This is a genomic window from Phreatobacter sp. (genome assembly GCF_016793595.1).
Classification (GTDB): Bacteria; Pseudomonadota; Alphaproteobacteria; order Rhizobiales; family Phreatobacteraceae; genus Phreatobacter.
On the sequence record NZ_JAEULY010000009.1, the window covers coordinates 434635 to 447798 of the forward strand.

A 13164-nucleotide genomic window follows, 5' to 3' on the forward strand; every position below is an offset into this window, starting at 1 on the left:
GCTTTCGCAAACGGACGCCCGCCATGGCCCAAGACGCAGTTCAACCGCACGCCGCGCATGCGCCGCTGCGCAACAGTTCGCAGACCGCCGAAGAGGCCGAGAATGCCGGGCTGAGCCCGGTCACGGGCGCAACGTTCGGCGACATCGTCGCTGAGCGCTTCAACCGCCGCGACCTGATGCGCGGCCTGCTCGGCGTCGGGGCGATCTCGGCGGCCCTCGGCCCGGCGACGCTCGCCGAAGCACAGCCCGCTGCGGCCAACCCGACGCCGTCCTTTGCCTTCACAGAACTGTCCTCCCAACCAACCGATCGGGCCGAGGTGGCGGAAGGCTATCGCGCCGAGGTGCTGATCCGCTGGGGCGACGCGGTCCTGCCGGGCGCACAGGCCTTCGACCCGGCGCGGCAGACCGCGGCGTCGCAGGCCCGCCAGTTCGGCTACAACAACGACTATCTGGGCTATTTCCCGATGCCCGGCGCGGACAATGGCTCCCGGCACGGGCTTCTCTGCGTCAATCACGAATATACCAACGAGGAACTGATGTTCCCCGGCCTTGGCCGGCAGGATGCCGGCGGACCGCTCGGCCGTCAGCGCGCCTTCGCCGGCATGACCGCCGAACTCGCCGCCGTCGAGATGATGGCGCATGGCGGCACGGTGCTGGAGGTCCGCCGCGACGGCGAGACATGGGCCGTGGTGTCGGATTCGCGCTATGCCCGCCGCATCACCGCGCATACCGAAATGGAGATCACCGGCCCTGCCGCCGGCCATCCCCGCCTGCGGACAGCGGCTGATCCCACCGGCCGCCGGGTCCTCGGCATGCTCAACAACTGCGCCGGCGGACGGACGCCCTGGGGCACCTGGCTGACCTGCGAGGAGAACGTCAACGGCTATTTCTCGGGACGCCTGCCCGAGGGCCATGCCGAGACCGCCAACTACCGCCGCATGGGCATTCCAGGCCGCTGGATGAACTGGGGCGACTACGAGGCCCGGTTCGACGTCGCGAAAGAACCCAACGAAGCCAACCGCTTCGGATGGGTCGTCGAGATCGACCCCTTCGACCCGAACTTCACGCCGAGGAAGCGCACAGCGCTCGGCCGCTTCAAGCGCGAGGGCGCGGCCGGCATCACCGCGCGGTCGGGCCGGTATGTCCTCTACTCCGGCGATGACGAGCGCTTCGACTACGTCTATCGCTTCGTCACCGAGGGCCGTGTCTCCGGCGACCGCGCCCGCGACATGACACTGCTCGATTCCGGTGCGCTGTCGGTCGCCCGCTACAATGCCGACGGCACCGGCGACTGGCTGCCGCTGGTCTTCGGCGAGGGCCCGCTCACACCGGCCAACGGCTTCCACAGCCAGGCCGACGTGGTGATCGAGGCGCGCCGGGCCGGCGACCTCCTCGGCGCCACCCGCATGGACCGCCCGGAAGATGTCGAGGCCAATCCGGCCACCGACAAGGTCTATGTCATGCTCACCAACAACAACCGCCGCACGACCGAGCAGGTGAACCCGGCCAATCCGCGCGCCGACAACCGCTTCGGTCACATCGTGGAGATGCTGCCCGACAACCGCGACCACGCCGCGCCGCGCTTCACCTGGGACATCCTCGTGCGCTGCGGCGACCCGGCGCTGGCCGCGGTCGGCGCAACCTTCAACAGCCGGACCTCCAAGGACGGCTGGTTCGGCATGCCCGACAATTGCGCCATCGACGCTGATGGCCGCCTGTGGGTCGCCACCGACGGCAACACGCCCGGCCGCACGCAGCGCAATGACGGCGTGTGGGCGATGGAGACCGAGGGCGCCGCGCGCGGCACGTCCAAGCTGTTCTTCAAAACCCCGTTCGGCGCCGAGCTCTGCGGCCCTGAATTCACGCCGGACGGCGAGACGTTCTTCGTCGCGATTCAGCATCCCGGCGAGACCGATCCCGAGGATCCGAACGCCGCGCCGGCGACCTACGAGAACCCCTCGACCCGCTGGCCGGACTTCAGGCCGGACATGCCGCCACGACCGTCCATCGTTGCGATCACCCGGCGCGGCGGCGGCAAGATCGGCAGCTAGATCAGGCGAGCGCCAGCAGCGCACGCGTCAGAGCGCCGTCGCGCGTTCGCATCTCGTCGAGGATCGAGAAGTGGTCGGCGCGGGCGATCGGGATCAGGTCGCCGGCAGCCCCCTGCCTCGCTCGTGCCGCATGCATGGCGTGGGAATTGGCCACCAGCGCGGGCAATTCCTCATCGCCATAGGTGATGGCGAGCGGCTTCATCACCGCCGGCCGCCTGAGCGGCGACAGGTCGGCGATCTCGGTCATGGTCAGTTTCAGCTTCTCGTCGAGATAGGTGTCACGCAGCGGCGCCAGTTCGAACAGGCCGGAAATCGCGAGCCCCGCTCGCACCCCCGGATGCGACAGAGCCATGGCCGCGAGGTGCCCGCCGGCCGACCATCCCGACACGATCAGCGGGCCGGCAACGCCGTGGCGCACGCCGCTGGCCGTCAGCCAGTCCAGCGCCGCACCGCACTCGGCGACGATGTCGGAGAGCGACGCGTCAGGCGCCAGCGTGTAGCCGGGAATGGCCACCGACCAGCCATGCGCCGTAACGCCCTCGCCCAGCACGGCGAACATGTCGCGCGAATTCCGCATCCAGTAGCCGCCGTGGAAATAGACGAGGCAGGGCGCGTCGGGGCTGACGCCGGGAAAGAGGTCGATCCTGTTCCGCTCGCGCGGGCCGTAAGGCAGATCCATCGTCGCGGCATGGCGGGCACGGATGGCTGCGGACTCCTCCGTCCAGCGCGCGAATTTCTCGCCCCATCCCGGCACCGCCTGCCCGTTATTGTAGGCGGCGTCGCGGAGATCCTGCGGAACTGGCGATACATCGATGGGCATATCGGAACCTGGCTGCTGACACGGCGGTCGCATCGCCAGACTAAGCTCATGCGCAGCCGCCGTGGACCCCTGCCCGCTCATGAGGAACGCCCCGATGACGCAAGCCTCCTTCGCCGCGAAAGACCATCCGATCGTCTCGCCCTATGTCATGACGAAGGGTGCCGGCGCCCTCATCGACTTCCTGCAGCGGATATTCGGCGCCGAGGTAATGATGAACCTGCCGCGCGAAGACGGCTCGGTCCTTCATGCATCGCTCAGGATCGGCGACAGTGTCGTGATGATCGCCGACGCGACAGCCGAATTCCCGGCCCTTCCGGTCTGGCTTCACGTCTATGTGCCGGATGTCGACGCGACCTACGCCAGCGCCCTCGCGGCTGGCGCGACCAGCGCGCAGGAGCCCTCCGAGAAGGGTGACGGCGACCGGCGCGGCGGCTTTACCGACGCCTCCGGCAATACCTGGTGGATCGCCACCCATGTCGGGCGCTGACGCCGCCCCAAAACGAAAAAGCCGGGCGCGAGGCCCGGCTTCTCCGATAAGTCGATCTGAAGGCGATCAGCGCTTCGAGAACTGGAAGGAACGACGGGCCTTGGCCTTGCCGTACTTCTTGCGCTCGACCACGCGGCTGTCGCGGGTCAGGAAGCCGCCGCGCTTCAGCGCGCCGCGCAGGTCCGGCTCGTAATAGGTCAGAGCCTTGGAGATGCCGTGGCGCACCGCGCCGGCCTGACCCGAAAGTCCGCCGCCGGCGACCGTGACGTTGATGTCGTACTGCGTGTCGCGGCCGACGAGGACCAGCGGCTGCTTCAGCAGCATGCGCAGCACCGGACGGGCGAAGTAAACTTCGAGCGTGCGGTCGTTGACGGTGATCTTGCCGGAGCCGGGCTTCACCCAGACGCGGGCGACCGCGTCCTTGCGCTTGCCGGTGGCATAGGCGCGGCCCTGCTTGTCGAGCTTCTGGACGTGCCGGGGCGCATCCGCCGCCGCCGGCTTCAGGGCCGCAAGGCCCTCGAGGGACGAAACGGTCTCAGCCATCGTCAGGCCCTCACGTTCTTGGTGTTCATGGTGCCGACGTCGAGGACGGTCGGCGACTGGGCCTCATGCGGATGCTTGTCGCCGCCATAGACGCGCAGGTTCGACATCTGCTGCCGGCCGAGCGGACCACGCGGGATCATGCGCTCCACGGCCTTCTCGACGATGCGCTCCGGGAACTTGCCGTCGCGAATGGTCTTCGCGATGCGCTCCTTGATGCCGCCGGGATAGCCGGTGTGGTGGTAGTAGGCCTTCTGTTCCCACTTGCGGCCGGTGAAAACCACCTTGTCCGCGTTGATGATGATGACATTGTCACCGCAATCGACATGGGGGGTATAGGTGGCCTTGTGCTTGCCGCGCAGGCGCATCGCCACGATCGTCGCGAGACGGCCGACAACCAGGCCCTTCGCGTCGATCAGAACCCACTTCTTGTCGACCTCGGCGGGCTTCGCCACATAGGTCTTCATGGTTGTGTCTTCCGGTTTTGGAGAATTCCGAGCGGCGAACCGGAACCGGCAGCCGCGTCGGGAAGGGCTATAGGCGAGCGCCTGCCGCGCGTCAATGCGAGTTTCGGCGATATTTTATAGCTATTTCAATGGCTTATAAAATAGGTATTTTGATACCCTAAAATTACCGCCGTTTTCGCAAGCACTTGCCGCGGCCCGTCGGGCCTACGGCCGCTTTGGAATCTCCAGGCCACGCTGCACCGCCGGCCGCGCGAGGCAGCGTTCCAGCCAGGCCGGAACCTCCTTCAGCTTGCCGTACTCGACGAGATCGCCCGCGCCATAGAAGCCGACGATATTGCGCACCCAGCCGAGCAGCGAAATGTCGGCAATGGTGAAGTCGTCGCCCATGATGAATCTGCGCCCGGCAAGCCGCGTCTCCAGCACGCCGAGCAGGCGCTTCGATTCCGCCACATAGCGCTGCAGGGGGCGCTTGTCCTCGTATTCACGGCCGGCGAATTTGTGGAAGAAGCCGACCTGCCCGAACATCGGACCGACAGAGGCCATCTGGAAGAACACCCACTGGATCGTCTCGATCCGCCGCGCCGGATCGGCGGGGATCAGTTTGCCGGTCTTCTCGGCGAGATAGAGGAGGATCGCCCCCGACTCGAACAGGCCGAGTGGCTTTCCGCCGGGGCCATCAGGATCGATGATCGCTGGGATCTTGCCGTTCGGGTTGAGTGACAGGAATTCCGGACCCCAGGTCTCGTTCTGACCGATATTGATCGTGTGCGGCTCGTAGGGGAGCCCGGTTTCCTCCAGCATGATCGAGACTTTCACGCCGTTCGGGGTGGGCAGCGAATAGAGCTGGATGCGGTCGGGATGCTCAGCCGGCCAGCGGCGGGTGATCGGAAAGGCGGACAGATCGGTCATGGATGCTCCTGATCGGCCGGTCGCGACGGCCGCCGGGGACAGATGGGCAGCGCCACCCCGCGAACAAGGTGTGATTTGGCAACAGGCCGCCTGCGTCGCGCGCAGGCCACGGACCCACACAACCTCTCTCCGGAACGGCCGTGTTGAGCCGCCCGCGGCGCTTGCTAGGCTGATCGCTGACCAAGAAGCGGCCGAACCGCCCGACCATCTTCAAGGGGAAATGCCAGATGCCGATGCCGACCCTCGCGCCGGGCCATGCCGGCCCCTTCGCCGGACTGGACGTGCCCTGGCTTCTCAGGTTGCGCGCGGAGACCCGACGCGATCATCCGTTCATCGTCTGGGCGCCGTTCGAGCGCCCGTCCGTCACCCTCACCTACGCCGCCTTCCATGCTCGCGTCGGCGCGCTTGCGGCGGGTCTTGCAAGACGCGGCGTGAAACCGGGCGAGTTCGTGCTGATCCATCTCGACAACTGCCTCGAGGCGCTTCTTGCCTGGTATGCCTGCGTCGAGCTCGGCGCGGTGGCCGTCACGACGAATACGCGTTCGGCCGGGCCGGAAGTCGCCTATTTCGCTGAGCATTGCGGCGCGGTCGCCGCCATCACCCAGCCGGCCTATGCCGGTATCGTCGCCGCCAACTGCCCGGCGCTCCGCTGGCTGGCGGTCACCGACAATGACGGCGGCGAACCTGCGCCCGACGCGCGGCTGCCGGAGAAGGCGGATCGGTTCGACGCCCTGTTCGCCGAGGCGGGCGACCGTCCGCGCCGGCAGCACGACCCGCTCTGGCCATGCAGCGTCCAGTACACATCCGGCACCACGGCGCGGCCGAAAGCCGTGCTCTGGACCCACGCCAACGCGCTCTGGGGCGCCAAGATCAACGCCGCCCACGAAGACCTCAGGCCGGACGACATCCACCTCGTCCACCTGCCGCTGTTCCACACCAACGCGCTGGCCTATTCGGTTCTGGCGACGCTGTGGGTCGGTGGAACGGCGGTCATCCAGCCGCGCTTTTCGGCGAGCCGCTTCTGGTCGACCGCCGCCGAGCACCGCTGCACCTGGACCTCCGTCGTACCCTTCTGCGTGCGCGCGCTGATGGAACGCGACATCCCCAAGCAGCACACGTTCCGCCTCTGGGGCAGCGCGGTCTCCGCGCCGCCGACCGACGCGCGATTCGGCATCAGGACCATCGGCTGGTGGGGCATGACCGAAACCATCACCCACGGCATCGTCGGCGAGCTGCACCAGCCGAACACGCCGATGGCCATCGGCCGTGCCGCACCCGAATACGAGATCCGCGTGGTGGATGCCGACGGTTCGCCGACTCCGCCCGGCGGCACCGGCCATCTGCTGATCCGCGGCATTCCCGGCCTGTCGCTGTTCAAGGAATATCTGTTCAACGAAAAGGCCATGCACGAGAGCTTCGACGAGTACGGCTATTTCATCACCGGCGACCGAGTGATGCTGCTGGACAACGGCTTCATCCGCTTCGCCGACCGCGACAAGGACATGCTGAAGGTCGGCGGGGAGAATGTCGCGGCCTCGGAGATCGAGCAGACCATCGTGCAGGTCGCGGGCGTGCGCGAGGTCGCCGTCGTCGCCAGGAAGCACCCGATGCTGGACGAGGTGCCCGTTGCCTTCATCATCCCGCAGGGTGGTCTCGACGGCGCGCCGCCCGGCTTCGCCGACACGGTCCTCGCCGCTTGCCGCTCCGCCCTCGCCGACTTCAAGGTGCCGCGCGAAATCCACCTCGTCGACGACATGCCGCGCTCGACGCTGGAGAAGATCGCCAAGGCGGAGCTGCGCAAGCGCCTGCAAGAGGCTTGAAAGCCGCCGGTCCGAAGGAAAGGAGTGGGACGCTTGCGTTCAGGTCGCGAATGCCCGGCACAAGGCCGGGCATGACGTTGAGGGTCCGCAACGATCCTGGGATCTCGTCAGCGCTCCGGCGGGATCGAATAGGTGCCGGTCGCATGGGCGACCAGTTCCTCCGCCTCACCATCCGACCAGATCGAAACCTCGCCGACCGCCAATCGCTTGCCGAGCTTCATCAGCCGGCATTCGGCGATCAGGTCGCGCTGCGCCGGCTTCTTCAGGAAGTTGATGTTGAGGTTGGTGGTCACCGCCAGCGCCACCGGACCGATCGAGGCAAGGATCGCCACATAGAGCCCGGTATCGGCCAGCGTCATCATGGTCGGGCCGGAAATCGTGCCGCCCGGCCGGAGCTGGCGGGCGTCGTAGCGGCAGCGCATGCGCGCGAAGCGGTGGCCGACGGTCTCGACATGATAGAGCTTGCCTGCCCCGAACACCTGCGGAAATTCGCGTTCGAGGAACGTCTCCATCGCCTCCGTCGTCATTTTCGGGGGTATCGTCTGCGCGTCGGACATGGCGGCCAATCCTGTCGCGGCCGTTCGGCCGCCTTGAAGCCGGGAGGTTAGCGGGCCAAGGTCCGGTGCGTCCCTCTTGCGAAAGGCGGATGGAGATGAACGCGCCCTCCCCGGCTCCGACGACCGGCCACAGAATTCTCGCCCGGCAGGATGCCGGCGGCGTCGCGACGCTGACCATGGACGATCCGTCGAGCCGCAACAGCCTGTCGGAAGCCATGCTCGCGGCGCTGTCGGAAACGCTGCGCGCCATCGCGGCGGACAGTTCGGTGCGCGCCGTGGTGCTGACGGCCGTCGGACCGGTCTATTCGTCGGGCCACAACCTCAAGGAAATGACCGCGCGCCGCGCCGACGCCGATCGCGGCCGCGCCTATTACGCCGACATCATGGGCCGCTGCTCCTCGATGATGCAGCAGATCGTCAACCTGCCGCAGCCGGTCATCGCCGCCGTGCAGGGTCTGGCGACCGCCGCCGGCTGCCAGCTTGTCGCCTCCTGCGATCTCGCCGTCGCCTCGTCGGAAGCGCGCTTCTGCACGCCCGGCGTCAATTTCGGCCTGTTCTGCTCGACGCCGATGGTCGCGCTCTCGCGCAACGTCGCGCCCAAGCACGCCATGGAAATGCTGCTGCTGGGACAGCCTATCCCGGCGGAGGAGGCTCACCGCATGGGCCTCGTCAACCGCGTGGTGCCGGCGGGCGAGGAAGTACCGGCGGCTCAGGCGCTCGCCACCGTCATCGCCGCGAAATCGGCGCTGACCGTGAAAACCGGCAAGACCGCCTTCTATCGGCAAATCGACATGACCTTGGCCGAGGCCTACGACCACGCCAGCGCCGTGATGGTCGAGAACATGCTGGCGCGCGATGCCGCCGAGGGCATCGAAGCGCTGCTGGGCAAGCGCGAACCGCGATGGGAGGATCGGTGAACCACGACAGCTACGCCGACGACGCCATTCGCGGCATCCTCGCCTCGGTGAAGTCCATCGCCATGGTCGGCGCTTCGGCGAACGAGGTCCGGCCAAGCTTCTTCGTGCTCAAATACCTGGCTGACCGCGGCTATCGCGTCCATCCGATCAATCCCGGCCTCGCGGGGAAGGAAATCCTCGGCCGCACCGTCTATGCGACGCTGAAGGATGTTCCGGAGCCGATCGACATGGTCGACATCTTCCGCAACTCGGAGGCCGCCGCCGGCGTCGTGGATGAAGCCCTCGCTCTCGATCCGAAGCCTGGCGTCATCTGGATGCAGCTCTCCGTGCGCAACGACGACGCGGCCGCGAGGGCCGAAGCCGCCGGCCTGAAAGTGGTCATGAACCGCTGCCCGAAGATCGAGCTCGGGCGACTCTCCTCCGAGATCGCCTGGATGGGCGTCAACTCGCGGACCATCTCGGCCAAGCGCGCACCGCAGCTCAAGGAAGGCAAGTTCCAGAAGCTGGGCCTGCGGCAGACTTTCGGTTCCGGCCCGAGCGGAAAGTAGAAAATTTCATTCGCTTGACGCTCGCATGAGCGCCAAACTAGAAAAACAATCCCTGTACGGGGATGAAACAGGCCGCCTTGCGGCACTCAGGAGGATATGATGGCCGATCGCGTTCCGGGCTTCTCGACCCTTGCCGTTCACGCAGGCGCGCAGCCCGACCCGACCACCGGCGCGCGCGCGACGCCCATTTACCAGACGACCTCCTTCGTGTTCGACGATGTCGACCACGCGGCCTCGCTGTTCGGCCTGCAGGCCTTCGGCAACATCTATACCCGCATCGGCAACCCGACCAACGCCGTGCTGGAGGAGCGCGTTGCCGCGCTTGAAGGCGGCACGGCGGCGCTCGGCGTCGCATCCGGCCATGCCGCGCAGTTCCTCGTCTTCCACGCCCTGTTGCAGCCGGGCGACGAATTCGTCGCGTCGAAGAAGCTCTATGGCGGCTCGATCAACCAGTTCAACCACTCCTACAAGAGCTTCGACTGGCGCGTGACCTGGGCCGATCAGGACGACCTCGCCTCCTTCGAGAAGGCGGTGACGCCGAAGACCAAGGCGATTTTCATCGAGAGCATCGCCAATCCCGCCGGCAACATCACCGACATTGCCGGCATTTCGGCCATCGCGAAGAAGCACGGCATCCCGCTGATCGTCGACAACACGCTGGCGACCCCCTACCTGATCAAGCCGTTCGAGCACGGCGCCGACATCGTCGTGCATTCGGCCACCAAGTTCCTCGGCGGCCACGGCAATTCCATCGGCGGCGTCATCGTCGATGGCGGCTCGTTCGACTGGATCAAGTCGGGCCGCTACCCGTTCCTGACCGCGCCGCGCCCGGAATATGGCGGCATCGTCCTCGCCGAGACCTTCGGCAATTTCGCCTTCGCCATCGCCGTGCGCGTGCTCGGCCTGCGCGATCTGGGGCCGGCGCTGTCGCCGTTCAACGCCTTCCAGATCCTCACCGGCATCGAGACGCTGCCGCTGCGCATGGAGCGCCACTCGGCCAATGCGCTGAAGGTCGCGGAGTTCCTGTCGAAGCACCCGAAGGTCGCCTGGGTCAGCTATCCCGGCCTGCCGACCGACAAGGGCCATGCGCTGGCGAAGAAATATGCCCCGAAGGGCGCCGGCGCCGTCTTCACCTTCGGCCTCAAGGGCGGTTTCGATGCCGGCGTGAAGCTGGTGTCGGAGGTGAAGCTGTTCTCGCACCTAGCCAATGTCGGCGACACGCGTTCGCTGGTGATCCATCCGGCCTCGACCACCCACCGCCAGCTCTCGGACGAGCAGAAGACGCTGGCCGGCGCCGGTCCGGAGGTGGTGCGCCTGTCCATCGGCATCGAGGACGCCGCCGACATCATCGCCGACCTGGAGAGCGCGCTCTCGGCGGTGTGAGCGCCTATTCCGCCGGGAGGGCGCGGGCCATCGGCTCGCGTCCTGCCCGCCGTGCCCGCGTCAGGCCGTGGACATGCGCGAGCGCGTGGCCGAGGACCAGCACCGCGAAGCCCTGATGAGCGAGGCCCGCCCAGAGCGGCACGACCAGCATCAGCGTCACGATGCCGATCACCGCCTGCGCGGCGATCAGCCCGAACAGCACCACCGCCCCCTTCGCAAAGGCGGTGCCGCGCGCGGCGAGCATGTGCCACAGGGCCAGAGCGAGCAGAGCATAGGCGGCGAGGCGGTGGTTGAACTGCACCAGCGCCAGCGAATCGACGAAGGCCTCCGCGACGGTCGGCCGGTCGAACAGCACGTTGGCGGGCGGAATCCACGCGCCGTCCATCAGCGGCCAGTCGTTGAAGCGCATGCCCGCGCGGTTGCCCGCGACCAGCGCGCCGAGCGCGATCTGAAGCGCCAGCAGCGCCAGCACCGCGATGCCGCCCCAGCGAACCCGGTCGGGCGGCGCTTCGCGCTCCCTACCCTGTCCGAGTCCCAGCGCCACCCACACCAGCAGCGCGAAGATCAGGCAGGCGAGCGTCAGGTGGAACATCAGCTTGAGCGGCGCGACATAGACCATGCCGGGCTCAAGGCCCGACGCGACCATGAGCCAGCCGACGAGGCCCTGAACGCCCATCAGGACGCCGATGCCGAAGGTCGCCGCCGCCAGCCGGCCGCGCAGCCAGCCCTTGGCGACGAAGAACAGCCAGGGCAGCAGCATGGCCGCGCCGATCAGCCGGCCGAGAAAGCGGTGCGCCCATTCCCACCAGAAGATGAACTGGAAATCGCCCAGGCTCATGCCGCGGTTGATCGCGTCATATTGCGGGCTCGCCCGGTACTTGGCGAACTCCTCCAGCCATTGCGCATGCGACAGCGGTGGCAGCGCGCCGGTCACCGGCTTCCATTCGGTGATCGACAGGCCGGAATCGGTCAGCCGCGTCGCACCGCCCACCACGACGATCGCGAAGACAAGCGCCGCCACGCCGAACAGCCACAACCGCACGATGCGGTCGGACTGCGGGCTCGCGGAACGCGCTGCAACGGCCGTCATGCGGCAAACCTCCGGCTTGTGATGGGCACCGCCGGAGAGATATAGACCCGGCCGGTGCCGAACAAGGCACGCCGGACCGGACCTCTTCATGCGCCAGCGCACCCGCAAGCTCTTCGGCACCGTCCTGCTCGTCGCCTGGGTGGCGTTCTACGCCCTCCTGGTCATGGCGATCATGCACAATGCCGTGCGCCGCTTCGGCCCGGTCGGCGAGCCGGTCTTCTATGCGCTGGCCGGCATCGCCTGGATTCCGGTGGCCATGCTGGTCATCTGGTGGATGGCCAAACCCGATCCGGATGACGAGACTGCCTGACCTTCGCAGTCGCAGCATCGGAGTTCCGCCTTGACCGCCATCGCGCCGGCCATCGCCCGCACCGTCCCCGACCTTCGCGCCCTCGTCGCCTCGTGGCGAGCCCGGGGCAAGCGCGTCGGCCTCGTGCCCACGATGGGCGCCCTCCACGCCGGGCATATCTCGCTGGTCGAAATCGCCCGACGTCACGCCGACCGGGTGATCGTCTCGATCTTCGTCAACCCGACCCAGTTCGCCCCGAGCGAGGATTTCTCGAAATATCCCCGCACCTTCGAGGCGGATCTCGCGAAGCTGACCGAGATCGGCGCCGACGCGGTCTATGCCCCGACCGTCGAGGTCATGTACCCGCCGGACGCGGCCACGACCGTCAGCCTGAAGGGGCCTGCAACGGCGGGTCTGGAGGACGTCTCGCGACCCTTCCACTTCGCGGGTGTCGCCACCATCGTCGCCAAGCTGTTCACGCAGTCGGCTCCCGATGTGGCCGTCTTCGGCGAGAAGGATTTCCAGCAGCTCGCCGTGATCCGCCGCATGGCCGCCGACCTCGATTTGCCGGTGGAGGTGATCGGAGCGCCGACCGTGCGCGAGCCGGACGGCCTCGCCATGTCCTCGCGCAACGTCTACCTCTCCCCCGAAAATCGCGCGAAAGCGCCGGAGCTGCACCGCATCATGCGGGCCTGCTCGTCCGGCATCGCCGCCGGAGGAGCGCCGGAAAGCGCCCTCGCCCACGCCCGCGAGGCGATCGCGGCCGCCGGCTTTGCGCCCGACTATCTGGAACTGCGCGATGCCGCCGACCTCGGCGAACCGCGCCCCGGCCGGCCCCGCAGGCTGCTGGCTGCGGCGACGCTCGGCGCGACGAGATTGATCGACAATATCGCCGTCGATTGACGCAGGCGGCGCCCGTCAGCGAACGACAATCGCCTGATCGAGCCGCTTCCGGCATTCCGTCAGTTCGTAGATCGCCGCCTGAAGCCTGCGGACATCATCGGCGCTGAGCCGGCGCGACGCGGGTTGGGCCGGCGCGGGTTCGGCGGCCTGCGACGGCATCCGCCGCTCCTCGGGCGGCGATGCCACTTCCGCTGCCCGGTGGGCCATTTCAGGGGCTGCCGCCGGGCGTGCCGGAGCGCGGAAATCAGCGGCGCCGGCGGCAGCTCTCGTTTCGCTGCCGGCTGCCTCGCCAGCATGCGACGCGCGGGCATCCGCCGTCGCGGCCTCGCGACGAACCGGCCCGTCCAGCACGGGCTCGCGCCGGAACGCCGCGAAAGGCCGTT

14 protein-coding genes are annotated in these 13164 nt (G+C 67.6%); 8 read left to right on the forward strand and 6 right to left on the reverse strand.

What is annotated here, in order from left to right:
* The first annotated feature begins 23 nt into the window (after positions 1–23).
* Positions 24–2051, forward strand: a complete 2028-nt coding sequence (locus tag JNK84_RS13130; protein ID WP_293424761.1) for a PhoX family protein — start codon at positions 24–26, stop codon at positions 2049–2051.
* 1 nt (position 2052) lies between these two features.
* On the opposite strand, the gene JNK84_RS13135 is transcribed toward JNK84_RS13130, so the two are convergent.
* A complete protein-coding gene (locus tag JNK84_RS13135) occupies positions 2053–2871 on the reverse strand; it encodes an alpha/beta hydrolase (RefSeq protein WP_293424763.1) in 819 nt (272 codons plus the stop codon).
* Positions 2872–2965: 94 nt separating this feature from the next.
* On the opposite strand from JNK84_RS13135, the gene JNK84_RS13140 reads away from it, so the two are divergent.
* A complete protein-coding gene (locus JNK84_RS13140) occupies positions 2966–3358 on the forward strand; it encodes a VOC family protein (protein ID WP_293424765.1) in 393 nt (130 codons plus the stop codon).
* A gap of 66 nt (positions 3359–3424) precedes the next feature.
* Here JNK84_RS13140 and rpsI read toward each other — a convergent pair whose 3' ends face one another.
* The 3 genes from rpsI to JNK84_RS13155 form a co-directional block, all read right to left on the reverse strand.
* Complete coding sequence (rpsI, locus tag JNK84_RS13145; RefSeq protein WP_293424767.1) at positions 3425–3901, reverse strand: 30S ribosomal protein S9; 477 nt, start codon at positions 3899–3901, stop codon at positions 3425–3427.
* Between the two features lie 2 nt (positions 3902–3903).
* Positions 3904–4365, reverse strand: coding sequence for a 50S ribosomal protein L13 (gene rplM, locus JNK84_RS13150; protein WP_293424769.1), 462 nt, complete (start codon positions 4363–4365; stop codon positions 3904–3906).
* 204 nt (positions 4366–4569) lie between these two features.
* On the reverse strand, positions 4570–5274 hold the full coding sequence (locus JNK84_RS13155) for a glutathione S-transferase N-terminal domain-containing protein (RefSeq protein WP_293424771.1): 705 nt from the start codon (positions 5272–5274) through the stop codon (positions 4570–4572).
* 227 nt (positions 5275–5501) lie between these two features.
* On the opposite strand from JNK84_RS13155, the gene JNK84_RS13160 reads away from it, so the two are divergent.
* Entirely contained in the window at positions 5502–7094 is a 1593-nt protein-coding gene (locus JNK84_RS13160; RefSeq protein ID WP_293424773.1) for an AMP-binding protein, read from the forward strand.
* A 107-nt stretch (positions 7095–7201) separates the two neighbouring features.
* Here the strand turns inward: JNK84_RS13160 and JNK84_RS13165 are convergent, their stop codons facing one another.
* A complete protein-coding gene (locus tag JNK84_RS13165) occupies positions 7202–7651 on the reverse strand; it encodes a PaaI family thioesterase (protein ID WP_293424775.1) in 450 nt (149 codons plus the stop codon).
* Positions 7652–7746: 95 nt separating this feature from the next.
* Between JNK84_RS13165 and JNK84_RS13170 the strand changes: the two genes are divergently transcribed.
* The 3 genes from JNK84_RS13170 (at position 7747) to JNK84_RS13180 (ending at position 10499) form a co-directional block, all read left to right on the forward strand.
* Complete coding sequence (locus tag JNK84_RS13170; protein ID WP_293424777.1) at positions 7747–8568, forward strand: enoyl-CoA hydratase; 822 nt, start codon at positions 7747–7749, stop codon at positions 8566–8568.
* The gene (locus JNK84_RS13175; protein ID WP_293424779.1) at positions 8565–9116 is read left to right on the forward strand and encodes a CoA-binding protein; all 552 of its coding nucleotides are present in this window, start codon (positions 8565–8567) and stop codon (positions 9114–9116) included. Before JNK84_RS13170 ends, JNK84_RS13175 begins: the two co-directional genes overlap by 4 nt.
* Positions 9117–9215: 99 nt before the next feature.
* Positions 9216–10499, forward strand: coding sequence for an O-acetylhomoserine aminocarboxypropyltransferase (locus JNK84_RS13180; RefSeq protein WP_293424781.1), 1284 nt, complete (start codon positions 9216–9218; stop codon positions 10497–10499).
* Between the two features lie 4 nt (positions 10500–10503).
* Here the strand turns inward: JNK84_RS13180 and JNK84_RS13185 are convergent, their stop codons facing one another.
* Entirely contained in the window at positions 10504–11589 is a 1086-nt protein-coding gene (locus JNK84_RS13185) for a COX15/CtaA family protein (RefSeq protein ID WP_293424783.1), read from the reverse strand.
* 88 nt (positions 11590–11677) lie between these two features.
* Between JNK84_RS13185 and JNK84_RS13190 the strand changes: the two genes are divergently transcribed.
* Positions 11678–11899 carry a DUF2842 domain-containing protein gene (locus JNK84_RS13190; protein WP_293424785.1) on the forward strand — a complete coding sequence of 74 codons (222 nt, stop codon included), beginning with the start codon at positions 11678–11680 and terminating at the stop codon, positions 11897–11899.
* A gap of 30 nt (positions 11900–11929) precedes the next feature.
* Positions 11930–12781, forward strand: coding sequence for a pantoate--beta-alanine ligase (gene panC, locus JNK84_RS13195; RefSeq protein WP_293424787.1), 852 nt, complete (start codon positions 11930–11932; stop codon positions 12779–12781).
* Positions 12782–13164: the final 383 nt, after the last annotated feature.

Coding starts and splice junctions, on each gene's coding strand:
- JNK84_RS13165 (WP_293424775.1), bottom strand. CDS start 7,651: ATGTCCGACGCGCAGACGATACCCCCGAAAATGACGACGGAGGCGATG.
- JNK84_RS13140 (WP_293424765.1), top strand. CDS start 2,966: ATGACGCAAGCCTCCTTCGCCGCGAAAGACCATCCGATCGTCTCGCCC.
- rplM (WP_293424769.1), bottom strand. CDS start 4,365: ATGAAGACCTATGTGGCGAAGCCCGCCGAGGTCGACAAGAAGTGGGTT.
- JNK84_RS13130 (WP_293424761.1), top strand. CDS start 24: ATGGCCCAAGACGCAGTTCAACCGCACGCCGCGCATGCGCCGCTGCGC.
- JNK84_RS13185 (WP_293424783.1), bottom strand. CDS start 11,589: ATGACGGCCGTTGCAGCGCGTTCCGCGAGCCCGCAGTCCGACCGCATC.
- JNK84_RS13170 (WP_293424777.1), top strand. CDS start 7,747: ATGAACGCGCCCTCCCCGGCTCCGACGACCGGCCACAGAATTCTCGCC.
- JNK84_RS13190 (WP_293424785.1), top strand. CDS start 11,678: ATGCGCCAGCGCACCCGCAAGCTCTTCGGCACCGTCCTGCTCGTCGCC.
- JNK84_RS13135 (WP_293424763.1), bottom strand. CDS start 2,871: ATGCCCATCGATGTATCGCCAGTTCCGCAGGATCTCCGCGACGCCGCC.
- JNK84_RS13155 (WP_293424771.1), bottom strand. CDS start 5,274: ATGACCGATCTGTCCGCCTTTCCGATCACCCGCCGCTGGCCGGCTGAG.
- rpsI (WP_293424767.1), bottom strand. CDS start 3,901: ATGGCTGAGACCGTTTCGTCCCTCGAGGGCCTTGCGGCCCTGAAGCCG.
- JNK84_RS13180 (WP_293424781.1), top strand. CDS start 9,216: ATGGCCGATCGCGTTCCGGGCTTCTCGACCCTTGCCGTTCACGCAGGC.
- JNK84_RS13160 (WP_293424773.1), top strand. CDS start 5,502: ATGCCGATGCCGACCCTCGCGCCGGGCCATGCCGGCCCCTTCGCCGGA.